The 26,441-nt window shown below is 73.7% G+C and carries 23 protein-coding genes; 13 read left to right on the plus strand and 10 right to left on the minus strand.

The window, feature by feature from the left end:
* Positions 1-9: 9 nt before the first annotated feature.
* A complete protein-coding gene (locus BCD48_RS29155; protein ID WP_083419366.1) occupies positions 10-1,014 on the minus strand; it encodes a CE1 family esterase in 1,005 nt (334 codons plus the stop codon).
* A 374-nt stretch (positions 1,015-1,388) separates the two neighbouring features.
* Between BCD48_RS29155 and BCD48_RS29160 the strand changes: the two genes are divergently transcribed.
* Both BCD48_RS29160 and BCD48_RS29165 read left to right on the plus strand, forming a co-directional pair.
* Positions 1,389-1,919, plus strand: a complete 531-nt coding sequence (locus BCD48_RS29160) for a VOC family protein (RefSeq protein ID WP_071051631.1) — start codon at positions 1,389-1,391, stop codon at positions 1,917-1,919.
* 288 nt (positions 1,920-2,207) lie between these two features.
* Complete coding sequence (locus tag BCD48_RS29165; RefSeq protein WP_083419367.1) at positions 2,208-2,744, plus strand: GNAT family N-acetyltransferase; 537 nt, start codon at positions 2,208-2,210, stop codon at positions 2,742-2,744.
* Between the two features lie 108 nt (positions 2,745-2,852).
* On the opposite strand, the gene trxA is transcribed toward BCD48_RS29165, so the two are convergent.
* From trxA to BCD48_RS29185, 4 genes are all read right to left on the minus strand, one after another.
* Entirely contained in the window at positions 2,853-3,251 is a 399-nt protein-coding gene (gene trxA, locus BCD48_RS29170) for a thioredoxin (RefSeq protein ID WP_083419368.1), read from the minus strand.
* Positions 3,248-3,835, minus strand: a complete 588-nt coding sequence (locus BCD48_RS29175) for a MerR family transcriptional regulator (RefSeq protein ID WP_071051603.1) — start codon at positions 3,833-3,835, stop codon at positions 3,248-3,250. The genes trxA and BCD48_RS29175 overlap by 4 nt, the downstream gene beginning before the upstream one ends.
* An 86-nt stretch (positions 3,836-3,921) precedes the next feature.
* Positions 3,922-5,094 carry a serine hydrolase domain-containing protein gene (locus tag BCD48_RS29180; RefSeq protein WP_241842069.1) on the minus strand — a complete coding sequence of 391 codons (1,173 nt, stop codon included), beginning with the start codon at positions 5,092-5,094 and terminating at the stop codon, positions 3,922-3,924.
* A 401-nt stretch (positions 5,095-5,495) separates the two neighbouring features.
* A complete protein-coding gene (locus BCD48_RS29185; protein ID WP_071051604.1) occupies positions 5,496-5,720 on the minus strand; it encodes a hypothetical protein in 225 nt (74 codons plus the stop codon).
* Positions 5,721-5,873: 153 nt separating this feature from the next.
* Here BCD48_RS29185 and BCD48_RS54180 point away from each other — a divergent pair, with 153 nt between their 5' ends.
* Entirely contained in the window at positions 5,874-6,845 is a 972-nt protein-coding gene (locus tag BCD48_RS54180; RefSeq protein WP_241842070.1) for a hypothetical protein, read from the plus strand.
* Between the two features lie 51 nt (positions 6,846-6,896).
* Entirely contained in the window at positions 6,897-7,142 is a 246-nt protein-coding gene (locus tag BCD48_RS29195) for a DUF2630 family protein (RefSeq protein WP_071051605.1), read from the plus strand.
* A 31-nt stretch (positions 7,143-7,173) separates the two neighbouring features.
* On the opposite strand, the gene BCD48_RS51620 is transcribed toward BCD48_RS29195, so the two are convergent.
* The 3 genes from BCD48_RS51620 to BCD48_RS29205 all read right to left on the minus strand — a co-directional run bounded on the left by BCD48_RS51620 (position 7,174) and on the right by BCD48_RS29205 (position 10,084).
* Positions 7,174-7,344, minus strand: a complete 171-nt coding sequence (locus tag BCD48_RS51620) for a hypothetical protein (RefSeq protein WP_157910581.1) — start codon at positions 7,342-7,344, stop codon at positions 7,174-7,176.
* 198 nt (positions 7,345-7,542) lie between these two features.
* A complete protein-coding gene (locus BCD48_RS29200) occupies positions 7,543-9,150 on the minus strand; it encodes a sensor histidine kinase (RefSeq protein ID WP_241842071.1) in 1,608 nt (535 codons plus the stop codon).
* Positions 9,151-9,232: 82 nt separating this feature from the next.
* A complete protein-coding gene (locus tag BCD48_RS29205) occupies positions 9,233-10,084 on the minus strand; it encodes a response regulator transcription factor (RefSeq protein WP_241842072.1) in 852 nt (283 codons plus the stop codon).
* Positions 10,085-10,184: 100 nt separating this feature from the next.
* On the opposite strand from BCD48_RS29205, the gene BCD48_RS29210 reads away from it, so the two are divergent.
* The 6 genes from BCD48_RS29210 to gabT all read left to right on the plus strand — a co-directional run bounded on the left by BCD48_RS29210 (position 10,185) and on the right by gabT (position 19,982).
* Positions 10,185-11,555 (plus strand): DUF1800 domain-containing protein, encoded by a 1,371-nt coding sequence (locus tag BCD48_RS29210; RefSeq protein ID WP_071051636.1) that lies wholly within the window; start codon positions 10,185-10,187, stop codon positions 11,553-11,555.
* An 86-nt stretch (positions 11,556-11,641) separates the two neighbouring features.
* Positions 11,642-13,018, plus strand: coding sequence for a DUF1501 domain-containing protein (locus BCD48_RS29215; RefSeq protein WP_071051606.1), 1,377 nt, complete (start codon positions 11,642-11,644; stop codon positions 13,016-13,018).
* Between the two features lie 388 nt (positions 13,019-13,406).
* A complete protein-coding gene (locus BCD48_RS29220) occupies positions 13,407-14,252 on the plus strand; it encodes a GNAT family N-acetyltransferase (RefSeq protein WP_198543441.1) in 846 nt (281 codons plus the stop codon).
* 143 nt (positions 14,253-14,395) lie between these two features.
* Positions 14,396-16,930, plus strand: coding sequence for an FdhF/YdeP family oxidoreductase (locus tag BCD48_RS29225; RefSeq protein WP_083419381.1), 2,535 nt, complete (start codon positions 14,396-14,398; stop codon positions 16,928-16,930).
* A gap of 375 nt (positions 16,931-17,305) precedes the next feature.
* Positions 17,306-18,067 (plus strand): SDR family oxidoreductase, encoded by a 762-nt coding sequence (locus tag BCD48_RS29230; protein WP_071051607.1) that lies wholly within the window; start codon positions 17,306-17,308, stop codon positions 18,065-18,067.
* Positions 18,068-18,512: 445 nt separating this feature from the next.
* Positions 18,513-19,982, plus strand: a complete 1,470-nt coding sequence (gene gabT, locus BCD48_RS29235) for a 4-aminobutyrate--2-oxoglutarate transaminase (RefSeq protein WP_397428822.1) — start codon at positions 18,513-18,515, stop codon at positions 19,980-19,982.
* Between the two features lie 41 nt (positions 19,983-20,023).
* Here gabT and BCD48_RS55960 read toward each other — a convergent pair whose 3' ends face one another.
* Together BCD48_RS55960 and BCD48_RS55965 are read right to left on the minus strand one after the other, a co-directional pair.
* Positions 20,024-21,334, minus strand: a complete 1,311-nt coding sequence (locus BCD48_RS55960) for an NAD-glutamate dehydrogenase (RefSeq protein ID WP_071051608.1) — start codon at positions 21,332-21,334, stop codon at positions 20,024-20,026.
* Between the two features lie 12 nt (positions 21,335-21,346).
* The gene (locus tag BCD48_RS55965) at positions 21,347-23,635 is read right to left on the minus strand and encodes an NAD-glutamate dehydrogenase domain-containing protein (RefSeq protein ID WP_349308056.1); all 2,289 of its coding nucleotides are present in this window, start codon (positions 23,633-23,635) and stop codon (positions 21,347-21,349) included.
* A 392-nt stretch (positions 23,636-24,027) separates the two neighbouring features.
* On the opposite strand from BCD48_RS55965, the gene BCD48_RS29250 reads away from it, so the two are divergent.
* The 3 genes from BCD48_RS29250 to BCD48_RS29260 all read left to right on the plus strand — a co-directional run bounded on the left by BCD48_RS29250 (position 24,028) and on the right by BCD48_RS29260 (position 26,402).
* Positions 24,028-24,951, plus strand: coding sequence for a M48 family metallopeptidase (locus BCD48_RS29250; protein WP_071051610.1), 924 nt, complete (start codon positions 24,028-24,030; stop codon positions 24,949-24,951).
* Between the two features lie 410 nt (positions 24,952-25,361).
* Entirely contained in the window at positions 25,362-25,844 is a 483-nt protein-coding gene (locus tag BCD48_RS29255) for a hypothetical protein (protein WP_071051611.1), read from the plus strand.
* A gap of 156 nt (positions 25,845-26,000) precedes the next feature.
* A complete protein-coding gene (locus tag BCD48_RS29260) occupies positions 26,001-26,402 on the plus strand; it encodes a pyridoxamine 5'-phosphate oxidase family protein (RefSeq protein ID WP_071051612.1) in 402 nt (133 codons plus the stop codon).
* The last annotated feature ends 39 nt before the right edge of the window (positions 26,403-26,441 follow it).

Raw genomic sequence — 26,441 nt, forward strand, 5'->3', positions numbered from 1 at the left:
CACGGCCCGTTACTGGCGGGGCAGCTCATGACGGGCGAAGAAATCCCAGATCGCGGCGGTGGCGTCGAGGTCGGCCGCGGGGGCGTCGGCACGCGGGCGGCCCTTGCGGCCACCGGGCCAGGCGTGGCCGCCGCCGTCGACCGTGTCGAGGACGACCTCGGTGCCGTCGGCGCAGGGCATGTAGGTGGTCCGCGTGACGGCGCCGTCGTGCTGCGCGACGGGGGTTGCCGGGCAGCCGTCGCGCCGGACCCAGAACGCGACGGAGTCCGCCACCGACCGGTCTACCCGGCCGCGCTCGGAGGGGAACCGTTCCTCCTGGACGGCGCCGGTACCGCCGTTGTAAGGGACGTTCTGGTCGGCGGTGCCGTGGATCGCGAGCAGCGGCACCGGCCGGCTCGGCGTGCAGCCGTCGTAGTCGAGGGCGCCGGACACCGGGGCGATCGCGGCCAGTCGGTCGGCGAGCGCGCAGCCCAGCCGGTAGGTCATCATCGCCCCGTTGGAGAACCCGGTCACGTACACCCGGCGGGTGTCGAGCGGGTAGTGCGCGGCGATGTCGTCGAGCATGGCGGCGATGAACCCGACATCGTCGACGCCGTTCTGGGCGGCCTGCCCGCAGCACCAGCCCGCGTTCCACGTCAGCATCCGGTCCTCGAGCCGCCCGGTCCCGTTCGGGCTCGCGACGAGGAAGCCCTTCTGGTCCGCGAGGTCGAAGAAGCCGGTCTGCCGCTCGATGGCGCCGTTGTTGCCGCCGCCGCCGTGCAGCTCGACGACGAGCGGCCGTGGCGCCGTCCCGGTGCCCGGGGGGACGTGGATCTCGTAGGAGCGCTTCACCCCGCCGGCCGTCAGCGTGTGGGTGACCGTCCCCGCGGGCGGCGCGGTCCCCGCCGGCGGCTGGGAGGCGGCGGGTGCCGGCCGGTCCCGCGGCCCGCACGCCGTGAGGGCCACCGCCCCCGCCAGCGCCACTGCCGCCAGCGCCACCACCGTGAGCGCCCGAGGCGGCCCCGCGCGTCGCATCTGTCCCGTCGCCCCCGTCCGGTCGGCCCTGTCCTCCTGGCTGGCAGGACCTTCGCAGAGGCCAGCACGCACGCCGTAAGCGGCATGTAAGAAAAATGTCAGCGATGCCAGCTGGCCACGGCCGCCGGCCGCGGCCTGCCGGCCATCGGGCCGCAGACGCCGCGGCCGGCGGCCGGCCGGGATGCCCGCCGTCCAGGCGGGCGCGAGGTACAGGTGCGGATGCCCCGGATGGCTCCGTGGCGTGTGTCCCGCGGCGGACAGGAGCATGCTCCACGGGACGACCCGAGGAAGATGTTGTATGGGCAACGAGTTTGCGCACGTGACGTCAGGCGCGATGAGGCGGCCGCCGTCCCGAGACGAGCATCGGAGTGACCATGAGCAGCGAACCTTCGGCGACGACGACCATCCCCGCCCCACGCGACCTGTCCGCCCTGGCGGCGGCGCGGGCGGCGCTGCGTGACAGGTACCTGGTGCCGCCTGAGCAGCGGCCGGCCTCGTCCGCCAGGGGGGTGCACCACACCGCCCTGATCAGCCGGGATGTCGAGACGACGATCAGGTTCTACCAGGACCTGCTGGAGTTCCCGCTCACCGAGCTGATCGAGAACCGTGACTACCCGGGCTCGTCGCATTTCTTCTTCGACATCGGCAACGGCAACCTGCTCGCGTTCTTCGACTTCCCCGGGCTCGACCTCGGTCCCTACGCCGAGGTGCTCGGCGGCCTGCACCACGTCGCGATCTCGGTCGCCCCGGACCGCTGGGAGCGGCTCGTCGCCAACCTGGCGGAGGCGGGCGTCGAGCACGTCATCCACTCGAAGGTCTCGGTCTACTTCAGCGACCCCGACGGCGCCCGCCTGGAGCTGATCGCCGACCCGCTCGGCGCGATGTACGGAACCAAGGTGCTCTGACGTTCCTGGGCCGGTGTGCGCCGGTGACGAGCGGGCAGGGGGCCAGCCATGGCGGCGCGGCGCGGTAGTTCGCGCGGGCTGGCATCGTTGACGCTGGCGGGGCGTCGCTGGCGGGGGTGCCGCGGGCGGTGGCGTGGTGGGCGGATGCCCCGCCCGCGCACGGTTTCGACGAAGGCCCCTCGGCCGTGTGCGGCTCCGCCCTGGTGGTGGAATCGAGACTTCGACGGTCCTGGCTACCAGATCGCCGGGGATCCTTCGTGGAGGCGGGGGCCAGTAGGGAGGCGGGGCGTGACCGTGGTGGAACCGGTGCCTGGCGAGGTCGTCACGTTCCTGGAGATGACCAGCCCGGACCAGCTGCGGGCCGGACGTGCCGTCCCCCGGCTCGCGCTGGCGGCCACGGACGACGAGACGCTGGTCCGGACGACGATCGTGCGGGTCGGCGCGCCCTACCGCTGGCCGAGCGCCACCTGGTCGGACATTGCCTGGGCCGACTGGTTCGCCGATCCCCGCCGCCAGAGCTTTCTGCTGCGCGCCGATGGCGACGTCGCTGGCATCCTCGAGACAACGGTCCATCCGCCCTGGGAGGTGGAGATCGTCTCCTTTGGGCTCGTCCCCGAGTACGTCGGCACCGGCATCGGCGGTCACGCACTCACGCTCGCCGTCCGCCTCGCCTGGAACCTCGACCATCCGACGCTGAACGGGGCCCAGCGTGTCTGGCTGCATACGTCGACCCTCGACCACCCGAACGCCCTCGCCAACTACCGGGCCCGCGGCTTCCGTCCCTACCGCACCCAGACCCGCGGCCACGTCCCGTCATCTGGGTAACCCAGACGACGGCAAAGAACACCCGTGGACGAACCGAGCCCGACCGATGAGGGCCGACCGCCAGACCGTCGGTCGCGCCGACGACCGGCGAACGACCGCGAACGACCGTCAGTCGCCGAGAAGGCCGTCGACGAGCTTGCGCATCGCGGCACCGGAGCGGGCGCCGACGACCGAGGCGACCTGCTCGCCGCCGTGGAAGACCGTGAAGGTCGGCATCGCGAGGATGCCGTAGGTGCGGGCGGTCTCGGGCTCCTCGTCGCAGTTCAGGGACACGACGGTGAGCCGGCCGGCGTAGTCCGCGGCGAGCTTCTCCAGGATGGGAGCCATCATCCGGCAGGGCGGGCACCAGACCGCCCAGAAGTCGACGAGAACGGGGAGTGGGCTCGCCAGCACGACCTCGGCGAAGGTCGCGTCGGTGACAGCGACGACCGTCCCCGGGGTGGGCGGGTTCGCGACGGTCAGGCCGCCGCCGACGTTGTGGGTCGCGATGCCATGGGTCGATGTCATGACAGATTCCCTCTTTTCTCCGAGTAGGTCTTGAGCTGGGACTGGGTCTGCTCGAAGGACAACGCACAGGCCGGCGGCGCGGCTGGGACGGCCACGGCGCGTATGGCGTCCACGGCGTCCACGGCGTGTGCCATCGGCGGCGCGGCGGGCGCCTCGGGCTCGGGCACGGCCTTGCTGGACAGTGGCGTGCCGGCGCCGACCGGGCTTGCCGCGCCTGCCGGGCCTGCCGCTCGGCCCGCCAGTTCGTCGGCGAGCTGGCCGGCCAGACCGGCGCGGATCTCGGCGAGCCGGGACACGCACGCGTCGATCTCGGCGATCTTTCGCCGGTGGACGGCGGCGGCGTCGGGGCAGGCGACGCCGCGGTCGTGCCCGGATCGCAGGCAGTCGACGAACGGGCGGGTCTCGTCGAGGGTGAAGCCGATGGCGAGCAGTGACCTGATCTCGGCCACCAGCCGCAGGTCATCCTCTTCGTAGTCCCGATATCCGTTCGCCCGGCGCCGGGCCGCGAGCAGGCCTTCCTGCTCGTAGTGCCGCAGCGCCCGTGGGCTCGTCCCCGCCCGCCGCGCCAGCTCCCCGATCCGCATGAACCCGACGCTAAACCTTGCCGCCGACGTCAACGCCAGCCCGAAACCCTGGGGCGACGCATGCTGGACGGCCCCGCGCTGGGTGGTCAGCCGCCGCTGACGGGACCGGTGACCGCCTGGGTGACGACGCGGCTGGCTTCACCGGGGCCGAACGTGGGCGGCTTGGGGGAGGTTTCGGGGATGCCCATGCGGACGACGACCGTGTCGGAGCCGGGGTCAACCTGTACTACCTGGTTGCCGAGGCCGATCGCCCAGAAGATGCCGTCCGGGGCGCCGGGCACGAGCCGGCCATGGGTGGCCGTCTGGTTGCCGACCTGGGAGAGGTCGGTCGCGACCAGGGGGTTGCCGATGAGGCCCTCGTGGTTGAGCCACCACAGGTAGCCGTAGGCCGCGTTCAGCTCGGTGGACGACGTCCCGGTCGCGGCCCGCAGCCAGTCGGCCGAGACGATCTGCTTGCCGTGCCAGACCCCGTGGTCCAGGGCAAGCTGCCCGAAGCGGGCCAGGTCGCGGCAGGTGGTGTGCAGGCCGGTGTAGGTCCGCGCGTTGCCCGCCCCGTCCGGCGTCATCTTGGTGCTGGTCATGCCGAGCGGGCCGAACAGCCGGTCCTCGGCGAACGTGACCGGGTCCTGTCCGGTGGCGCCCTTCAGCACCTGTTGCAGCGTCTGGATCGCGGAGTTGTTGTAGGCCCATACCTGGCCGGGCGGGTTCGCCTGGTCCAGGCCGACGGCGAACGCGGTCTGGTCGGTCGCCCGGATGAGCTGGCGGTAGTCGACGCCGACGCTCCAGCGCCGCCCCGAGTCGTTGCTGAGCAGGTCTTGGACGGTGACCGCCTCCGACGGCGTACCGCGCCACGTGGGAATCCACGTCGAGGCGCTCTCGCCGATCTTCAGGTCGCCGTCGTCCTGGGCGATCCCGACGAGCGTGCTTGTCACGGACTTCGTCGCCGAGAAGACGTCCTGGGTGGTGTCCTTGTTGGTGCCGCGGAAGTACCACTCGCCGGCGATCTTCCCGTCGCGGACGACGAGGAGGCAGTTCGACTTGCCGGTCTCGGCCGTCTTCGCGATCTCGTCGAGCTTCGCCGGATCGAGCCCGACCGTCGCCGGGGCGACGGTCTCCCACTCGTCGCCCGGCTGGTGCGGCGGCGCCGAGGCCTGGCCGGACGCGGCCACGCCGGTGGCGGTCGGGCTGGGCGGCTCCGCCGCGCTGGCCGAGCCGCCGCTGCAGGCGGCCACGCCGAGCAGCGCCGCGGCCGCGAGCACCGCGGCCCCGGCTCCCGCGCGTCGATGCGGGAGCCTCGGTGTGGGGGCGCCGACGGGAGAACGGCGGTGGCATGGCTGCTGGCGGCGCATCGGCGACCTCACGGAAGGCATCAACGAGGTGTGCGGCTAGATCGTCGCAAGCCGATGTCAACATCAGGTAAGGCCGGCGCGCAACCGACGTAAGCCTCAAAGGCGGTGGAGAGCCTCAAGGCGGTGGAGCCCGCCTGGCCTGGGGGCCGCGTCGCTCGGGACCATTGCTCCGGGGAGCCGATGCCTCCCTTTGGTGCCGCGCCGCGCCGCGACGGACGGCGCCGGGCATCAGGACGCCGCCGTCCGTCAGAAAGGGTGGAGAGGCGCGGTCGCGCAGACCCCGGGGAACGGTCCACTCCCCTGGGAACGACCTAAGAGGCGTCGGGGTGGGCGCGGCGGTGGCCGGCGGCCCGGGTCGAGGCGGACGACCCGTTGGGCGACGGCGCGGCGGTGCTCTCGGCGAGCCGGCCGTGCAGCCGTTCGCGGACCTCGTCCGGGGTGTAGGCGCGCCGCGCGCGTTCCTTGCGGGCCACCATCGCGCCCGTGGTCGCCACTCCCACGACTCCGGCCAGGCCGAGCACTTTCCACCAACGCATACCTGAAGGCTAGAACCTCGTCCGCCCGAGCGGCGGCGCCAATCCGCCAGAGACCGCGGCGCGGGCGGAAGAATCATGCGCCTGGGGCATGACCAGCCTGTCCGGACGGGTCCGATAGCGGGTGTGCCGTCCTAGGCTGTGAGCATGTGCGCCATGCCGGTCAGCCTGGACGCCGCCGTGGAGGCGAGCCGTACCGGTGACCTGTGGCTCTTCCGCGGCCGAACCCCCGCCGACCGGGCCATCCAGACGCTCACGAACAGCCCGGTCAACCACGTCGGGATGGCGCTTGTCCTCGAGGACCTGCCGCCGATGATCTGGCATGCCGAGCTCGGCAGGTCGCTGACCGACCAGTGGACCGGCGGCCGTCACCGCGGCGTCCAGCTGCACGACCTGCGCGACGCGGTCCACGTATGGGGCCAGCGTTACGGTCAGCGTGCCTGGCTGCGCCAGCTCGAGCCCGAGGTCTCCCGCGAGGCGGAGGACGCGGCACTGCGGATCATTGCCCGGCTCGACGGCACCCCGTTCCCGTCGACCGCGCAGCTCGCCGGGCGCTGGCTGCGAGGCCGGCTGCCGACACTCGTCCGGCGCGGGGGAGGTGCCGAGGCCGCCGACGCGCCGGAGGCACTGGTCTCCGACCCCACCGCCGAGCCCTGGCTCGCGTCCTTCCCCTGGCGCGACGGGTCCGCCGACTCCAGCCGGCTGGCGGCCGGGTCTACCGGCTCGACCGGCGCGACGGGCGCCAGAGGTTCCGCCGGCGTCGCGCGCCGCGGAGGCTCCGGGGCGTCGCCGGTCGGCGTCGCCGACGGTGACGACGCGCAGCCGGGCCGCTGGTCACGGCTCCGTGGCCTCGCTACCCGGCGCGGCGCCGCCCGCACGGCGAGCCCTACCGACGGGCCCACGGGCAACGAGACCCACGAGTCCGAGGAGGGGGAAGAAGGCCGCCCCGCCCTGGAGACCGCGTACTGCGCCGAGGTCGTCGCGATCACCTATCAGGCCATGGGTCTGCTGGCCTCCGGCCGTCGGCCGAGCTGGTACGACCCGGGCCGGTTCTGGAGCGGCGACGACCTCCCGCTCGCCCTCGGCTTCGCCCTCGGCGCCGAGATCGCCGTCTCCATGCCGGACTGACCACGGGGACGGGCCGTGGCCAGGCGTCGGGCGGCGTGGTTGGGTGGCGGCATGGATGAGAAGGGCATTTTCACGCAGATCAACGCACTCGTCGCCGAGGAGCACGAGCTGCGGACCAAACGGGCGGCCGGGGAGGTCGACCCCGAGACCGAGCTTGAGCGGCTCCGCCACGTCGAGGAGTCCCTGGACCAGTGCTGGGACCTGCTGCGTCGCCGCGAGGCGCTGCGCAACGCCGGCCTCGACCCCGACGAGGCGAAGTCGGCCCCGGTCGGCCAGGTTGAGGGCTACATCCAGTAGCGAACGGCCCGGCGACCAGCCCGGTCGGGCGTCACCCGGTTGGCGCGCGACGGGCGCCACCGTCGCGGGCGCCGTCGCCGGAGGCGCGGCCTCGGCGGTCGTGGCGTGGGCTGTGGTGGGCGCGGTACGTCCGGCCCTTCTCCAGGTTGAACGCGAGCAGGTAAAGCCGGAGGGGCAACGACCGGGACAGGCTCAGACTCACCCCGAAAGCTTTCCAGGGCGAACGGCACGCGGCGTGGTCAGTTCGCCGACATCCCGCGGGCCACGGCGTCAAGCCGTGCGGCGGCCCGCGACGCCGCTCCAGCGACCGGTAAGCGCAACTCGACCACACCTGGTGACGGCGCCTCAAGCGCAGCACCAACCCGGCCACGTCGTCAGCCCGGCCCCAGCTCTACCACCCTCATATGCCAGGACCCGGAACCACGCGGGGAGGGCGCTCAGCGCCCGACACGGGGCGAGCGCGTTCAGCGCCTCGCCCCGGCATGCGGATCGTGAAGGCGGCCCCGCCCTCGGGGGCGGCAGCCGCGTGGGCGTGCCCGCCGAGCCGGGACGCCAGCCGGGCGACGAGCGCGAGGCCAAGCCCCGTCGAGACCGGCCGTAGCCCGCGGTAGCGCTCGTAGAGCGCCGAGCGCTCGAACGCGACGGCCAGGTCGTCGTCGGTGAGCCCCGGGCCGCCGTCGCGCACCTCCAGCACCGCGACCGTCGGCCCGGCGCCCGCGAGCCCGGTACCCGCTGGCCCGGTGCCCGCGAACTCTGCCCGGGCCGCGAGCACGATCGGTGCGCCGGCCGGGACCAGCCGCAGCGCGTTCTCGGCGAGCCCGTCGAGGATCTGGCGCAGTCGGACCGCGTCCGTCACGGCCACGACCGGCCCACCCGGCACCTCCACCCGCAGCTCGACGCCCACGGCGGCGCAGCGGCGGCGCCAGACCTCGGCGGCGTCGGTGACGAACCTCGCCAGATCGACGGGTGCGAGGTCGACGCGGAAGTCGTCGGCGTCGAGGCGGGCGAGGTCGAGCAGGTCCTGGACGAGCCGGTCCAGCCGCAGTGCCTCGTCGAGGATCACCCGGCCGGCGTCCGGGGTCTGCCCCGCCGGGGTGACGCCGTCGGCGAGCGCCTCGGCGAAGCCGCGGATCGCGGTCAGCGGCGTTCGCAGCTCGTGCGAGACCGAGAGCAGGAACTCCCGCTGGCGTGCCTCGCTGACCGTGAGCGCGCTGGCGAGCCCGCCGAGCGCGTCCGCCACGTCGGCGATCTCGGCCGGGCCGCCGGACGGCAGAGCGAGCGCCAGGTCGACGTCGCGCCGGCCGTGCGCCAGCTCGCGCGCGGCCGCGGCCAAGGCCCGCAGTGGCCGGGCCAGCAGGCGGGCCAGCAGCAGGCCGGCGACCGTCGCCACGGCGAGCGCGATCACCAGCGCCACCAGCAGCCGGCGCGACAGCGCGGACGTCAGCTCCTGGGCCTGCGAGGCGGGCTGGACGAGCACGACCGTCGAGCCGTCGGGCAGTGGCCGGGTCGCGATGACGACCCGTCGGCCCGCGGTGGTACGCACGACGTCGGTCCGGTGGGTGCCGGCGAGCCGGCGCAGCGTCGCCGCCGGCAGCGCCGGCACCCACCGCCCCCCGACGGGGCCCATCGCCGTGCGCACGGCACCGCGCGGGCCGAGGACCAGCAGGCTGACCTGTTGCGACCCGATCGCGCGGGTGACGCCCGCGCGCAGCTCGGCGGTCGCCTCCGGCTGCTCGTAGAGGGCGACGACGAGGTCGGCCTGCCGGCCGAGTACCCGGCGGGCCTGCCCCTCGCCGACGTCGCCCAGCTGTCCGAGGAACACCGCCCCGGTGATGATCACCCCGAGTAGTGCGACCAGCGTCGTGGCCAGCGCCGTGCGCCGCCCGAGCCCGCCCCCGCGGCCCGGCCGGCGACGTGCGCGGCCCACCCGGTTCAGCCTGCCCGGCCGGCTCTCCCTGCCCAGCGGGCGAACCGGGCCCGGCCCGCCCGCCCGTCCCGCCCGTCCCACCCGGCTCGTCCTGCCCGGCCGGCGGTGCCCAGACGTGGCGTCAGTCGGCTGGCCGCCGGCCTGCCAGCCGGGTGCCGGCGCGCTAGCCATCGGCGGTGTAGCCGACGCCGCGGACGGTGCGGATCGGTGAGGCGGCGCCGAGCTTGGCGCGGACCTGGGCGACATGGACGTCGACGGTGCGGGTCCCGGCCGCCGCCTGGTAGCCCCAGACCTGGGAGAGCAGCCGCTCCCGGGTGAAGACGAGCCCGGGGCGTGTCAGCAGCGCGGCCAGCAGGTCGAACTCGGTCGCGGTCAGCGCGACAGCCTCCCCGCCGGCGCGTACCAGGCGGCGGTCCAGGTCCATCTCGACGGCTCCCGCGCGCAGCACGCGGCTCGCCGGCCGGTCCGCCTGGGGGCCGGCCCGGCGCAGCACCGCGCGTAGCCGGGCCACCAGCTCGCGGGGCGAGAACGGCTTGACGAGGTAGTCGTCCGCGCCGAGCTCCAGGCCGAGGATGCGGTCGACCTCGTCGTCTCGCGCCGTGACGAACAGGACCGGCGTCCAGTCGTCGTCGGCGCGCAGCGCCCGCACCACGTCACGCCCGTCCAGCCCCGGCAGCCGGATGTCCAGGACGATCGCGACCGGAGCGAGCGCCCGGGCCGCCTCCAGACCGGCTACGCCGTCGTGGCGGACCTCGACGCCGAATCCCTCCCTGGTCAGGTAGAGCCGGATCAGGTCGCAGATATGCGGCTCGTCCTCGACCACCAGCACGAGCCCCGACGACCGCCGGGCCGCCGCCCCCACCCCCGCCTCCTCCACGGGCGCCGAGGACCTCGGGGGCGCCGACGACATCGCGGACGTCGAGGATTCGGACGCGGGCGGGGTGGCCGGTGTCGGCTGGATGGCCGGTGTCGACGCCGTCGGGAGGTTTCCCACCTGCCCAGTCTGGGGCGCCATGCGCTCCTCGCCGACCCCGGCCGGGTATCGGCCGGATTGTCTTACCGTTCTCGAACATGGCGGCCACGGCACGCTGACGGTCCGCTGGGACGGTCCGTCCATGGCCACCGCGCGTTCCGATATCGCGTTTCTCTACCGGCGGGCCGGGTTCGGCGCGAGCCCGGCCCAGCTCGACGCCGTCGTGGCCGGCGGATACGACGCGGCCGTCGACGCCCTGCTCGGCGCCGGCACGCGTGCCGGCGCCGGCCCGGATCCGGAGCCGCCGCCGACGTTCGCGCCGCTGCCCAAGCTGGCCGACGTCCGGACGGACCCCCAGGCACGGTCGACCTACGCCCAGATGGTGCGTGAGCAGGGGACCGAGCTGACCGGCTGGTGGGTGCGCCGGATGGTCGCCACCGCCGACCCGTTCACCGAGAAGCTCACGTTCTTCTGGCACGGGCACTTCGCGACGTCGATCACCAAGGTGCGCGTGGCGGCGGCGATGCTCGCGCAGAACGAGATCTTCCGGCGTTCCGGGACCGGCCCGTTCGACGCGCTCACTCTCGCGGTCGCCCGGGACCCGGCGATGCTGGCGTGGCTCGACGCCGGGCAGAACCGCAAGGAGCACCCGAACGAGAACTTCTCCCGGGAGCTGATGGAGCTGTTCACCCTCGGCATCGGCAACTACACCGAGATCGACGTCCGGGAGGCGGCGCGGGCCTTCACCGGCTGGCGGGTGGACGCGAGCCGTACCGGCTTCCAACTGGCCGCGAAGCAGCACGACGACGGGACGAAGACGGTCCTCGCCAAGACGGGCAACCTCGGCGGTGAGGATGTCATCGCCCTGGTCACCCACCAGCCGGCGTCGGCCCGCTGGGTCTGCTCCCGGCTGTTCAGCCGGCTCGCCGCCCCCGTCGCGCCCGACGCCAACCCGGCGGCCGACGCGATGCTGGCGGCCTACGGCTCGACGCTCGACGCCGGCGCAGCCGTGCGCGCCATGCTGCGCTCGCCCGCCTTCCTCGCGAGCCGCGGCAAGCTCGTCGCCCAGCCGGTCGAGTACGTCGTCACGACGCTGCGGGCGCTCGGCCTGCGGGTCACACCGACAGCCGGCGGCTCGGCGGACGCCTCCACCGGCGCCGCGGCCGGGGCTGGCGGCGGGGCGCTGCCGCAGCGGGCCGTGCTGGCGGCGCTCGCCGGCCTCGGCCAGGTGCCGTTCCAGCCGCCGAGCGTCGGCGGCTGGCCCGAGAACGCGGCCTGGCTGACGACCGCGTCCACGCAGGTGCGGACGAAGTTCGCCACCGCGGCCGCCGCGGCGGCGAACCTGGCCGCGATCGCCGACGAGCCGGCCGCCGGCCGGCCGGACGCCGTCGCCCACCTGCTGTCCCTCGACGGCTGGACCTCCCGCACCCGCGAGGCGATGTCCGGCGCCGGCGGCAACCCGGCCCGCCTCGTCGCGCTCGCCCTGCTCTCACCCGAGTACCTGACCGTCTAGGACACCGCCCCGGAAGCCCGGAGGCCCTGGAAGCTCGGAGGCCCTGGAAGTTCGGAGGCCCCGGAAACCAAGAGGGAGGAGGGCCGATGCCGTTCGACCGGCGCCGGTTTCTGATCGCGTCCGGGGTGACCGGCGGCCTGGCCGCGGCCACCACCGCCGGGGTCGTGTCCTACCGGGAGCTTCACCACAGCGCCGCCCAGGAGCCGTTGGCCGGGGGTGGCGTCCTCGTCGTCGTCACCCTCTACGGCGGCAACGACGGGCTGAACATGGTGATCCCCGTCGAGGACCCGGCCTACCGGGCGGCGCGCGGCGAGCTTGCCTACTCCGCCGAGCAGGCGCTCCCGCTCACCGACGGCTTCGCGCTGCATCCCGCGATGACCGGACTGCGCAAGCTGTGGGACGACCATCGTCTGGCGATCATCCGCGGTGTCGGCTACCCGAAGCCAGACCACAGCCATTTCCGGTCGATGGCGATCTGGCAGACCGCCTCGCCGGAGACCGCGTCGACGACCGGATGGCTCGGCCGCTGGCTCGACGCCCAGGCCAAGACCCCCGCGGGCGGCTCGTCGGCACCTGGTGCTTCGTCGGCACCGGCTGGCTCCTCCTCACCCGGCAGCGCCGCCGCGCTGCGGGTGGTCTCCGTCGGCCCGACGCTCGCGCCGCTGGTCGTAGGCGCGACGACCGCCGCCGCGGCCGTCCCCACCGGCCCGTTCACGGCGCCCGGCGGCGCGATCGGCCAGGAGCTGCGCCAGCTCTACCGTCCCGACCCGGTGGACGGCCCGCTCGCCGCCCGGGTCGCGTCCTCCGGCGCCGACCTGTTCACCGTCGCGGGCACGCTCGGCCCTGTGCTCGCGGGCCAGGCCGACCAGGACACGGGCCCGGCCGGTCAGCTCGACGGCGGCGGGGGTGACGCCACCGCGGCCCCCGCCGCCGGCACCGCCACGTCGCCCCCGGCGTCGGCCACCGTGGCCGCGGCGAAGGCCGGCGAGCTGGGGGCGCAGCTCGACGTGGTCGCCGCCTGCATCCGCGCCGGCGTGCCGACCAGGGCCTACTCGGTCAACCTCGGCGGCTTCGACACCCACATCATGGAGAAGGCGACCCAGGCGAAGCTGCTCGGCGAGCTGGACGCCGCGCTCACCCGCTTCCAGGCCGCGATCGTCGGCGACCCGCACGGGACGGCGGTCACGACAGTGGTCTATTCGGAGTTCGGCCGGCGGGTCGCGGCCAACGCCAACGACGGCACCGACCACGGCACCGCCGCCCCCGTCCTCGTCCTCGGCACGAACGTCCGCGGCGGCTTCCATGGCGACGCACCGAGCCTGACCAACCTGGACGACGGCGACCTGAGGTTCACCACCGACTTCCGCTCCGTCTACGCCACCCTCCTGGAGCGTGTCCTCGGAACCGAGGCCGGCGTCGTCCTCGGCTCCCAGGAACACTTCCCCCGCCTCGCCTTCCTCTGACCGATCCCGACGGGACCGGCCTGGGGCCGGCCCCGTCGACTGATCGCGTACCGGAGTCTCAGACATCTCGACGCCACATCCGGCGCGCCGGCGGCCGGTGTAGCGATGGCCGGCGGGCTGACAGCGGGCCGGACCGGGGCTGGCGCGGCCTGGGGCGACAGTCGGGGAGGTGACCGTAAATCGGGTGAGCCAGTTCCGGCGCGCGCCATAGGGTGACTGGTGGGCGAGTCGGCGGGTGAGCCGCCGGGCGGCGGTGGCCGCTGGGACGGTTCGGCCCGTGGGCGGATAAGCCGTCGCCGCGGAGCCGGCGGCGAGCGCTCGTCGGCAGGCGCGGGGTGGGGCCGGGGCCCATGTTCCTGGGCGCTGGCGTGGTCGGAGGGATGGGCGCGTGACGGAGCCGACGCGGGTTCTGCCAGAGAAGACCGAGCCGGAGGCGCCGGCGGCCGACGGCGGTCCGCTGGACAACGTGATCTGGGCGGCGCTGACCGGGCCGCAGGCGGGGTTCGCCGAGCGGGCCGGGCAGGCTGCGCGGTTCCAGACCGACGTCGCGCCCTTCGCGGCCATGGCCGGCGGGCCGGGGCGGTGGGCCTGGGACGACCTGGCCAGGGTCGTCGGCCCGGGCGGCCCGGCGGTGCTGTTCTTCGTCGAGGAGGAACCGCCGGCTGGCTGGCGGTCCGTCGACGTGCTCGGCCTCGTCCAGATGGTCGCGACCGACGCGTTCGCCGACGCTCCCGAGCCCGAGGCACGGCCGCTCGGCCCGGACGACGTGCCCGCGATGCTCGACCTGGTCGGCCGCACCCGCCCCGGCCCTTACCTCCAGCGGACCATCGAGCTCGGGAGCTACCTCGGCGTCTTCGACGGCGACGCGCTGGTCGCGATGGCGGGGGAGCGGCTGCGGATCCCCGGCATGACCGAGGTCAGCGCAGTGTGTACCGACCCCGCCTACCAGGGCCATGGCCTCGCGACCCGGCTGATGCGCGCCGTCGCCGTCGGGATCCGCGCCCGCGGTGAGACGCCGTTCCTGCACGCGGCGGCCACGAACACGACGGCCATCCGCCTCTACGAGCACCTCGGCTTCGAACTGCGCGCCACCACGGTCTTCCGCTTCGTCGAGGCGCCAGGGCTCCTCGAGCCCCGCCTCCTCGAGCCGGGCATTCCGGAACCTCGCGCCGACGAGCCGGGCGGCTGGGCGGACGACGACGAGCACTTCGTCCGCCCAGGCGAGTGCGGCTGAGCCGGGTCCATGGGGGGTCGGGGAGAGGAAGCTACGCGCGGGGTGCGGCGAGCTGCCGGCCATGTCGCGGATTGCGGGAGATGACGGCCCGACCCGCGAGGTAGCTTGCGGAGGGGACCGGCGGTTCCAAGGAGGTGGTCGCGGTGGTGCGCAGGGCACCTACGACGGATCCAGAGGACGCCGGTGGGACCGGGCGTGGCCCGGCCTCATGGGCGGCGGGCGTGCCCGGGGTGGCGCACGCGCTCGGGCAGTCGTGGGCGCAGATGGGGGCGCGGCGCAGCCTCGCCACGCTGCGGCTGCTCAACCAGGTCGACGGGTTCGACTGCCCCGGCTGCGCCTGGCCCGACCCGGACCCGAATCACCGGCACGCCGCCGAGTTCTGCGAGAACGGCGCCAAGGCCGTCGCCGAGGAGGCGACGCTGCGCCGGCTCACTCCCGCGTTCTTCGCCGAGCACAGCCTGACGGGCCTGGCCGGCCGTTCCGGATACTGGCTGGGCCAGCAGGGCCGGCTCGTCGAACCGATGCTGAAGGCCGCCGGCTCCGACCATTACGTCCCGGTTGGCTGGGACGAGGCGTTCGGCGTCATCGCCACTGAGCTGGCCGCCCTCGCGAGCCCGGACGAGGCGGTCTTCTACACCTCCGGCCGCACCAGCAACGAGGCCGCGTTCCTCTACCAGCTGTTCGTCCGCGCCTTCGGCACGAACAACCTGCCCGACTGCTCCAACATGTGCCACGAGTCGTCCGGCGCCGCGCTGACCGAGACGATCGGCATCGGCAAGGGTTCCGTCACCCTGGAGGACCTCGAACAGGCCGACCTGGTGCTCGTCGTCGGCCAGAACCCGGGCACCAACCACCCGCGGATGCTGACCTCCCTGGAGAAGGTCAAGCGACGCGGCGGGTCGATCGTCGCGGTCAACCCGCTGCCGGAGGCCTCGCTGCTGCGCTTCCGCAATCCGCAGAAGCCGTCCGGCGTCCTCGGCGCTGGGACGACGCTCGCCGACCAGTTCCTCAAGATCCGGCTCAACGGCGATCTGGCCCTGTTCCAGGCGCTGTCCCGCCGGCTGCTCGACGCCGAGGACGCCGCCCCCGGCACCGTCCTCGACCACGGCTTCCTGGCCGCCCACACCACCGGCTTCGACGCGTTCGCCGCCCACCTGCGGACGCTCGACGACGAGGAGGTGGCGGTGGCGACGGGTCTGGCGGCAGCCGAGATCGACGAGCTCGCCGCCCGGGTGCTGGCCTCCGACAAGATCATCGTCTGTTGGGCGATGGGGCTCACCCAGCACGCGAACGCGGTCGCGACGATCCGCGAGGTCGTCAACTTCCTGCTGCTGCGCGGCAACATCGGCCGCCCCGGCGCGGGCGTCTGCCCGGTGCGCGGGCACTCCAACGTCCAGGGCGACCGGACGATGGGCATCTGGGAGAAGATGCCGGACGCCTTCCTCGACCGGCTGGGCGCCGAGTTCCGCTTCTCCCCGCCGCGCCACCACGGCTACGACGTCGTCGACGCGATCCGCGCGATGCGTGACGGCCGGGCCTCGGTGTTCGTCGGGCTCGGCGGGAACTTCGTCGCCGCCACCCCGGACAGCGCCGTCACCGAGTCCGCGATCCGCTCGTGCCGGCTCACCGTCCAGATCTCCACCAAGCTCAACCGCTCGCACGCCGTCACCGGCCAGGTCGCGCTGATCCTGCCGACGCTGGGCCGCACCGAGATCGACGTCCAGGCCGGCGGCCCGCAGGCCGTCACCGTCGAGGACTCGATGGGCTCGGTACACGCCTCCCGCGGCACCATCGCGCCCGCGGGGCCGGCGCTGCGCTCCGAGGTCGCCATCGTCACCGGCCTCGCGGCGGCGACCTTCGCCGCGCGCCTCGCCCGCCTGGGGAGCGTGCCCGGCGCTGCCGGCGGTGCCGCCGCCACTGCCGGTGCGGCCGCCGTCACTGCTGCTACTGCCGGCTCTGCCAGTACTGCCGCCGCCGACGGGACTGCCGCTGACGGGACCACTGTCACTGGGCCTGTTGCCGCGGGGACTGCCGCCGACAGGGTTGCTGTCACGGGGACCGCCAACGCCGACCCGGCCTGGGTGGATCCCGCGAGCCAGGTCGTGCCGGCCATCGACTGGGCGGGGCTCGCCGGCGACTACCGGCACGTCCGCGCCCACATCGCGCGCGTCATCCCGGGCTTCGACGACTACGAGGAGAAGATCGCCCACCCGGGTGGCTTCCTGCTGCCGCACCCGCCGCGCGACGCCCGCGAGTTCCGCACCCCGTCAGGACGGGCCGTGTTCACGGTCAACCAGCTCACCGTGCTGCGCGTCCCGCCCGGGCACCTGCTGCTGCAGACGGTCCGCTCGCACGACCAGTACAACACCACGATCTACGGCCGCGACGACCGCTACCGGGGAGTGCGGAACGCCCGCCGGGTCGTGCTGGTCAACCCCGACGACCTCGCCGTCCTCGGCCTCGCCGACGGCGACCGCGTCGACCTGGTGAGCGTCTGGACGGACGGCGCCCAGCGGCGTGCCGAGGACTTCCGGATCATCGCCTATCCGACGGCCCGCGAGTGCGCCGCCGCCTACTTCCCGGAGACCAACGTCCTCGTCCCGCTGGACTCGACGGCCGAGCGCAGCAACACTCCCACCTCAAAATCCCTCGTCATCCGCCTCGAACCCCGCGCCTGACCCGCCGAGGCGTCGTGATGGCCCCGCGGCCCGCGGTTCCGTCGTGTTCCTCGTATTGCCCGGGTTCGGGACGACTGGCCGGACGTCGGCGCCGCGTCGCGCACCTTGGCCGGACGCGCGAGCCGCCCATGATCTGGTGGAATCCTCGGAGCTGCCGCTCGGAAAATGTCATCAGGTCATGGAAGTGGCTCTACCAGCATCAGCCGGTCAGACCCCTGGCGCGCCGGAGCCCGGCCCGCTGCGCGGACCGGACGTGAGATCCGCCGGTTCGGGACGACCGAGGCGGACGCCGACCGGCAGTATGACGGTGATGACAGGCAGCGGTCCGGCCGCGGAACTCGGCCCGGCCCCGCCGAGAGACGGGAGAACGAAAGCATGACGGAGTCCGCCCAGAAGGTGGCGATCGTGACCGGTGCGGCCCGTGGCCTGGGTGCCGCGACTGCCCTGCGGCTGGCCGAGGACGGCTACGCCGTCGCCGTGCTGGACCTTGAGGAGCAGGCCACGAAGCCGGTCGTCGACCAGATCGTCGCGGCGGGCGGCAAGGCGATCGGCGTCGGCGCGGACGTGAGCAACTCCGCGCAGGTCGAGGCCGGTGTCGCCAAGGTCGTCGCCGAGCTCGGCCCGCCGACCATCCTCGTCAACAATGCCGGCATCACCCGCGACAACCTCATCTTCAAGATGCCCGAGGCCGAGTGGGACCTCGTCATGGCCGTGCACCTGCGCGGCGCGTTCCTGATGACGAAGGCCTGCCAGAAGCACATGGTCGACGCCAAGTGGGGCCGGATCGTCAACCTCTCCAGCACGTCGGCGCTCGGTAACCGCGGCCAGGTCAACTACTCGGCCGCGAAGGCCGGCATGCAGGGCTTCACCAAGACGGTGGCGATCGAGCTCGGCAAGTTCGGGGTCACCGCCAACGTCATCGCCCCTGGACTCATCGAGAGCGAGATGACCCACGCGACCGCCGAGCGCCTCGGCGAGACCTGGGAGGCCTACGAGGCCCGCCGCGCGAGGGAGATCCCGGTCGCGCGCGTCGGCCAGCCGGCCGACATCGCCCACGCCGTCTCGTTCTTCGTCAGCGAGGGCGCCGGCTTCGTCTCCGGCCAGGTCCTCTACGTGGCCGGCGGCCCGAAGGCCTGAGCCGCCAGGCCGCACGCTGGACCAACCGGCCTGGCCTCCAGGCTCCTGGCCCCGGGCCGACCACGACTCGTCGGTCCGGGGCCTTTCGGTTACCTGGAGTGGTCGGCCGTGTGCGGCTGAGTCGGCCGCTGCCGGGCCAGCGGAACCGGGTCGGCGTGTTTTTCCTCGGCCGACATCACGCCCCGGGCCCGTCCCGGGAGTGTCCGTTCGCCGGGGCCCGGTGTCAGCCCCGGACCGTGGCATCTGAGCCTGCCTATAGACACGCCAATCCAACACACATGCCCACCGGGGGATCGAACTGTGTTGGTTGAGCCTGCCTATGAACAGGCCCAAGTGCCACACATCCGCGCATGGCCGATCTCGGGCCGTGGACGGCCCGGCGGGAGTCGCCTCGCCGTCTCGCCTGGAGGGAGCGCCTGGGCGCCGGGGTTTGCGGCGGGACCGGGTGGCGAGGCCTGGGGCGGCCTACCGTTGGGACATGACGACGACCGCCGGCCCTTCCGCCCCCATCGGCTCAGCCCCGAATCGGGAAGTGGGCGGATCGGCGCATTCTGGCGACGCTGTCGCGGCCGGAGCGGTTTCGGCCGGCGGGCCGGGGCTGCCGCAGCGGCGGCAGCTGGTCACCGAGCTGCCGGGGCCGCGGTCGCGGGAGCTGCTGGCGCGCCGTGACGCGGCCGTCGCGCGGGGTGTGTCGATCGCCCTTCCGGTCTTCGTCACCGCGGCGGGCGGCGGGATCCTGGTCGACGTCGACGGGAACGCGCTGATCGACCTCGGCTCCGGGATCGCCGTCACCACCGTCGGCAACAGCGCCCCACGGGTCGTCGACAACGTGATCGCGCAGGTTCAGGCGTTCACCCATACCTGCTTCATGATCACGCCGTATGAGGGCTACGTCGCGGTCTGCGAGCAGCTGGCCCGCCTCACCCCGGGCGACCACGACAAGCGCTCGGCGCTGTTCAACTCCGGGGCCGAAGCCGTCGAGAACGCCGTCAAGATTGCCCGGATCCACACCCGCCGCCAGGCCGTCATCGTCTTCGACCACGCCTACCACGGGCGCACCAACCTGACGATGGCGCTGACCGCCAAGAACCAGCCCTACAAGAACGGCTTCGGCCCGTTCGCGCCCGAGATCTACCGGGTGCCGCTGTCCTACCCGTTCCGCGACGGCCTGACCGGCCCCGAGGCCGCCGCCCGCGCGATCGGGATCATCGAGAGCCAGGTCGGCGCCGCCAATGTCGCCGCTGTCCTTATCGAGCCGATCCAGGGCGAGGGCGGGTTTATCGTCCCGGCCGAGGGCTTCCTGCTGGCGCTCGCGGACTGGTCGCGCGCTAACGGCGCTGTGTTCGTCGCCGACGAGGTGCAGACCGGTTTCGCCCGCACCGGCTCGATGTTCGCCTGCGAGCACGAGGGCGTCGTCCCCGACCTCGTCGCCACCGCCAAGGGCATGGCCGGCGGCCTGCCGCTGTCGGCCGTCACCGGCCGTGTCGAGATCATGGAATCCGCCCACCCCGGCGGCCTCGGCGGCACCTACGGCGGCAACCCGCTGGCGTGCGCCGCCGCCCTCGGCGCCATCGAGACCATCGAGCGCGACGGCCTCGTCGACCGGGCCCGCGCGATCGGCGAGCGGGTGCTGCCCCGCCTGCGCACCGTCGCCGGGCGAATCCCGGCCATCGGCGACGTCCGCGGCCGTGGTGCCATGCTCGCCGTCGAGATCGTCGACCCCGCCACCAGCCAGCCGGACGCCGCCGCCACCGGCCGTGTCGCCCGCCGCTGCCACGAACAGGGCGTCGTCGTCCTCACCTGCGGCACCGACGGCAACGTCCTGCGCCTGCTGCCCCCGCTCGCGATCGGCGACGACCTCCTCGACGACGGCATCACCGTCCTCACCGAGGCCCTCGGCTCCCTTGCCCTCTGACAGCCCCGGGCGGACCCGTGACAGCCCCCGGCGACCTCGGGCTAGCGGTTGCGGACGTGGGGCCCCAGGCCGCTGTCGGTGAACTGGACGCGTTCGACGAGCAGGCGCAGCTCGCGGATGGCGACCGTGGCCGCGGCGACGTCGAGAGGGCCGGTGCCGACCCGCAGGTCGGTGGGCTGGAAGCCTGCCCGGCGGGCGGAACGGGGGCGGGGCTCACCGGACGGTGGCTCGCCGGCGAGCTCGGCGAGGACGGCGGTGAACGGGCCCACGGCCTCGGCGCGCTGGACGAGCCAGCGGGAGGTGAGTACCCGCGGACCGTCGGCCAGGTAGGCGTGGGCATCCCCGCCGGTGCTGGTCGGCTCCCGGGTCCCGGGTGAGATCGGGGCGTCGGCGCGGGCCGCGGCGAGGACGAGCCAGTCGAGGGTCGCCCACAGCTCGGTGAGCCGGGCCCGCAGCGCCGCCTTGGCGGCAAGCGTCCAGTGCGAGTCGGCGGCGACGTCGACCAGCCGGCCATGCAGGCCGGCGAGGCCGAGCCAGCGGCCGAGTACCACGTGCACCGCGGCGGCGTCCTCGACGGCCGCCGGCGCCGGCACCGGCGAGGCGACCAGCAGGTCGAGCGCGGTGCCGAGCGCGCCGAGCCCCGAGATCGTCCCGGTCAGGTCCCCGCCCGCGCCCGCGCCGGTTACGCCGAACGAGGCGGCGAGGTCCGCGGCGGGCCCGCGCAGCCGCTCGGTGACGGCCGTCGTGCCCGCCCGGCCGCGGGCGTGGCGTAGCAGCCACTCGCTCGCGAGCTCGTGGAACTCGCGGGCCGCGCGGCGGCCGGCCAGCTCGGCCGCCGCTTCCATCGCGTCGCCGCGCCGGTCGAGTGCCGCCCACAGCCCGTCGAGGCCGAACAGCACGGCCGCCGCCGCGTACGCGCGGGCGGCGTCGGCGCTGGTCACGCCGGTCTGCTCCTCGAGCCGGAAGACGAAGCCGGGCCCCAGCCGGTTGACCAGCTCGTTCGCCAGCCGGGTCGCGATGATCTCGCGGACCAGCGGGTGCGCGCTGATCCGCCCCGCGAAGCGCTCCCGCACCGCGGGCGGGAAGTAGTGCTGGGCGACCAGGTCGAGCGCGGGCGTGTCCGGCAGCGTCGAATCCAGCAGCTCCTGACGCACGAGTATCTTCGCCTTGGCCTGCAGCACGGCGAGCTCCGGGCGGGTGAGCCCGGAACGCGCCCCCCGCAGCTCCTCCAGCCGGACCTCCGACGGCAGGTGGTCCAGCGACCGGACCAGGCCGGAGCGGACCTCCAGATTGCGCAGCAGCCGGATGTGGCGGTCCAGGAAGTACGGCGCGTAGGTCGCCGCCAGGCTCACCGCGACCGCCTGCTAGGCGCTGTCGTCGAGGACGGCGGTGGCGACGTCGTCCGTGAGCGAGCGCAGCAGCTCGTCGCGGCCCTCGCGGGTCAGCTCACCCTCGTCGACGGCGCCGGCGAGAAGGATCTTCAGGTTGACCTCGCGGTCGGACGTGTCGACACCGGCGGAGTTGTCGAGGAAGTCGGTGTTGATCTTTCCTCCGAGGTGGGCGAGCTCGACGCGGGCGGCCTGGGTGACGCCGAGGTTGCCGCCCTCGACGACGACCCGGGCGCGCAGCTCGTCGGCGTCGACGCGGACCGCGTCGTTCGCGTGGTCGGCGGCGTCGTCGTGGCTCTCGGTGCTGGCCTTGACGTAGGTACCGATGCCGCCGTTGTAGAGCAGGTCGACGGGAGCGCGCAGCAGCGCCTGGATCAGCTCGACCGGCGACATCCCGACGCTGTCGCTGTCGCCGTCGCCGGTGTCGGTGTCGGTGTCGGTGTCGACCGAGGCGCCGTCGCTGGCGGGGGCGGCCGCGGGGGGGAGGCCGAGAACCTCTCGGGCCCTGGCCGAGAGCTCGACGCTGCGGGCGTCGCGACGGAAGACCCCGCCGCCGGTTGAGAGGATCTTGGGGTCGTAGTCCGCCCACGACGAGCCGGGCAGGTCGTAGAGCCGCTGCCGCTCGGCGAACGAGGCCGCCGGGTCGGGATCCGGGTCGAGGAAGACGTGCCGGTGGTCGAAGGCGCCGATCAGACGCATCGAGCGTGACCGCAGCATCCCGTTGCCGAAGACGTCGCCCGACATGTCGCCGATACCGACGACCGTGAAGGGATCGCGGTCGGCGTCGACGCCGAGCTCGCGCAGGTGCTGGCGGGCCGACTCCCAGGCACCCCGGGCGGTGATCCCCATCGCCTTGTGGTCATAGCCGGCCGACCCGCCGGAGGCGAACGCGTCGCCCAGCCAGTAGCCGTACTCGGCGGCGATCTCGTTGGCCAGGTCGGAGAAGGTGGCGGTGCCCTTGTCGGCCGCCACGACCAGGTACGTGTCCGGATCGTCGTAGCAGACGGTGCGCTCCGGGCCGACCGGCTTGCCGCCGGCCAGGTTGTCGGTGACGTCCAGCAGGGCCGAGACGAACGTCCGGTACGCGGCCCGCACCCTGTCCTGGCTCGGACGCCCGCCTCCCGCCCCGGTACCGGCCCCGCTCGCGTCGCCGGTACCAGCCCCGGCCCCGGCCCCAGCACCGCCATGGACACCGGCGGCCAGGGTCGGCTCGTGCAGGACGAAGGCGCCCTTGGCACCGTCGGGGACGATGACGACGTTCTTGGTGACCTGCGCGCGGTAGAGGCCGTGCACCTCGGTGCGGTAGTCCTCGGGCCGGTCGGAGAACCGCAGGCCGCCACGGGCCACCCGCCCGCCGCGCATGTGCACGCCCTCGACGGTCGGCGAGGTCACGAACACCTCGACCCAGGGGCGCGGCGCTGGCAGAAACCCGAGCCGGGACGAGGCGATCTTCAGTGCCAACGCCGGCTTCGGCCGCCCGGCCACGTCGCGCTGGTAGTGGTTGGTACGGATCACCGCGGCGAGCACGTCGCGCAGCCCGCGCAGGATCCTGTCCTCGTCGAGACTGGCGACGGCGGCGAGCAGCGCCTCCAGCCTGGCGGACGCCCGCGCGGCACCGGCCGCCCGGTTGTCCGGGCCGCGGCGGTCCGGGCGGTCCGGGCGGTCCGGGCCGGCGTGGTCCGGGTCGAAGCGGGCCCGGAAGTAGTCGAGCAGCCCGTGGGCGAACGCGGGGTTCGCCAGCACTGTCCGCGCGGCGTAGCCGTGCGACAGGCCGACGCCGGTCTGGTGCAGGAACCGCCAGGCCGCCCGGATGACGTTCACCTCGCGCCACGGGACCCCCGCGCTCAGCGCCAGCCGGGTGAACCCGTCCAGCTCAGCCTGCCCCGTCCACACCGCGGCGAACAGCTGCCCCAACGCCGCCCGTACCGCCGCGTCCGCGGACACTGTGCCCGACGGCTCCGGCAGCCGCAGCAGGTACTCGTCCCGCTCGGATGTCCTGGACCCGTCGGAGACGGCCGGCGGCCGGTCGTGGTCGACGACCTCGACGCCGAGGCGGGTGAACACGTCGACGACGGCCGCGAGCGGTGGCCGTCCCGTCGCCACCGGCCAGGTCAGCGCGCACCGCGTCGTCCCGCCGGCGCCGTCGCTGAACGTCATCTCAGGGGCGGCGGCCGCCGGCGCGCCGGACGGCCCCACCACCCGTGCCTGACCACCGTTTCCTGCCCCCGCCTCGGGGCCGTCCGTCCCCGCGCCACCTGCACTCACGGCCTCACCGGCTTCTCCATAGTCCTGACGGCCCTGCCCGGACGACCCGGTCCGAGCGCCCGGTCCCGAGCGCCGAGTTCCGGGGACCGGTCCCGAGGGCTCGGTCCCGACGGCCCGATATCGCGTCGGTGGTTGTCCACGTCCTACCTGACGCTAGAACTCGCGCCGAGATCGTGTCGTCCTGACAGGGTGGCCAGCCACATGTGCGGTGACGCCCGGGCGACAGGTCGGGACTTGCGTAGCCATCGCCGGACACGCGCGGTCTGAAGTAGCCTCCTGCCACCGGGGCCGCACCCAGTGCCACGGCGAAACAGTGTGCATGCCGTCCCGCGGGCCTTGAGCGGCACGTGACTGCGGCGAGCGGCCGGCTCATGCCAGGAACAGGGGCAGCAATGGACCAGCCCAGCTTCACCAGGTCAGCGGGTACAGGCTCCGACGCGGTCCGGAAGGCCCGGGTACGCCTCACCGGGCTCGACGTGGACCTCTTCCGCCACCCGCTCGACCGGCAGGCCACCAACAACCTCAAGAGGGTCCCGGGGTTCGACAAGGCGGTCGCGAGGTTCATCGAGTGGGGCGTCGAACGGATCGAGTACGTCGAGCACACCGCGTCGGGCGTGCGCGTCGGGCCCCGGCAGCTGCCCCGCGTCCATGGCCTGCTGCGCGAGGCCTGCGCGGTCCTCGACATCCGCGAGCCCGAGCTCTACGTCCGCCAGGGGCCCCCGAACGCCTACACATCGGGGCACAACCACCCCTACATCGTGCTGTTCACCGAGCTGATCGACCTCATGTCCGAGGACGAGCTCCTCGGCGTCCTCAGCCACGAGGCCGGGCACATCAAGTGCGGCCACGTTCTCTACAAGACGATGGCGCGGGTGTTCGGTGGCGCGGCGACCGCGGGGATGCGGCGCGTGAACCCGATGACGGTCGCCGTCGGGCTGGGTATCGGCGCGGCGCTGAAGAGCTGGGACCGCGCGTCGGAGTTCACCGCCGACCGCGCCGCGATGCTGGCCACCCAGGACCTCGACGCCTGCGTCGGGATGATGATGAAGCTCGCCGGTGGCGTCCGGTCCGACGAGATGAGCACAGCCGCGTTCCTCGAACAGGCCCAGCATCTGGACGTCCTCGCGGCCGAGAGCAAGATCTCCCGGCTCCACCGTTTCCAGCTGCGCGTCGGCAGCGGCCATCCGCTCGTCGTCGAGCGTGCCCGCCGCTTCCAGGAGTGGATCGCCAGCGGCGAGCCCGGTGACATCGTCGCCCGGTACGCGGCGGCCACCGTCCCCGCCCAGCCCACCACCGGTCCTGACGGCCGGTACTAGCGATCAGGACCAGCCTGGGCCGGCCACGTAGGGCGAGGGAAGATCGCTGGTGGCTGGTGGCTGGTAGCTGGTAGCGCTGGTGGCGGGCGACGCTGGTGGCGGGTGGTGCTGGAGGCCGGCGGTGATCTGGTGGCATTTTGGAGCCAGGACCCCGAAAATGCCACCAGATCATGAGCCGGGCCATGATCTGGTGGGATCGTCGGTGCCGCCCCGCTCACCGGTAACGACTTTTCCCTCGGGCAGCTTCTCGCTCGTCGTCCGTGGCCGCGTGCGGCGGTACGGCGGGTGCGCCTGGGCCGGTGCCATCGCCCTGACGGGCGCCCGCGCGGAGCGACCTCACCGGCCGGGCGAGCGGGATGGGCCGGCGGGATGGGCGAGTATGGCCGCATGCGACGCGCGGGGCGACACCGATGACCATGACCGGGCTGCCCCCGGAGGGGCGGGTGCTGGCCCGGGCGGTCACGGCCGTGGTCGACGCGGCGGGGCGGCGCGACGCGGCCGCGTTGCGGGCGGCGTGCAACCAGCTGCGGACCTGTGACGAGGCGGTGGCACGGGAGGTGCTGCACCGGCTGACGCTGAGGCTGGTCGAGCGGGCCTACCCCGACGGTGTCGACGCCGACGACATCCGCGGGCTGTTCGACGAGGTCGTCCGCCGCGCGTCGCCCTGGCTGACGGGCGTCGAGCCATATGCGGTCGTCGTCGTGCTCGCCGGCGCGCTGTCCATCCACCCGCCGGACGACGCGCCGAAGCCGAGCCTCGACCCGGACGCCCTGCCGATCGCCTGCGCCCTCGTCGTCGATTACCTGCTCGTCCGCCTGGGTTCCCGACTGCCCGCCGAGCTGGCACACGCCTTCGACGAGCTGCGCACCGCCCAGACAAACGAGATGCCCTGAGAGCTGGGAGAGGGTTCTGGGCGCCGGATGCCTCCGCCGCCCCGCGCCCCGCCGCGCACTGTTCGCCCGGCACCCGGAGCGGACGATCGTCACCTGGGTAGTCGGGGAACGACGGGTCCTCCGTGGAGCCGGGCGGGGTCCGGCAAGACTGGGAAGATGGCTGACACTCTTGCCGTCCCGGAGACGCACCGAGATCTGTTCACGAGCTCCACGTTCATGCTCAGCACGCTGAACGCGGACGGCTCAATCCAGACGACGGCGATCTGGGGCCTGGTGGGCGAGGACGGTGTCGTGCGGACCTCGCTGTCGAAGAACCGCCACAAGTACAAGAACCTGACGGCGCGCCCGACGGCCACCATCTTCGCGATCTCCCCGTCGAACCCGCATCACACGGCGGAGATCCGCGCGAAGGCGATCATCGAGGATGACACGGACAAGTCCTTCCTGGTCACCATGCTCGCCACCTACGGCAGGACGCTGGAGCAGTTCGGCGCCCCTGGCCTCGAGCCCCGCGTCGCCGTGACCTTCCGGCCGACCCGCGTCGTCGTCCTCGGCTGAGCCGCTCGCCCCGCCACGCACCGGCCACCTTCACCGCCC

The sequence above is a fragment of the Pseudofrankia coriaricola genome (assembly GCF_001854805.1).
Classification (GTDB): Bacteria; Actinomycetota; Actinomycetes; order Frankiales; family Frankiaceae; genus Pseudofrankia.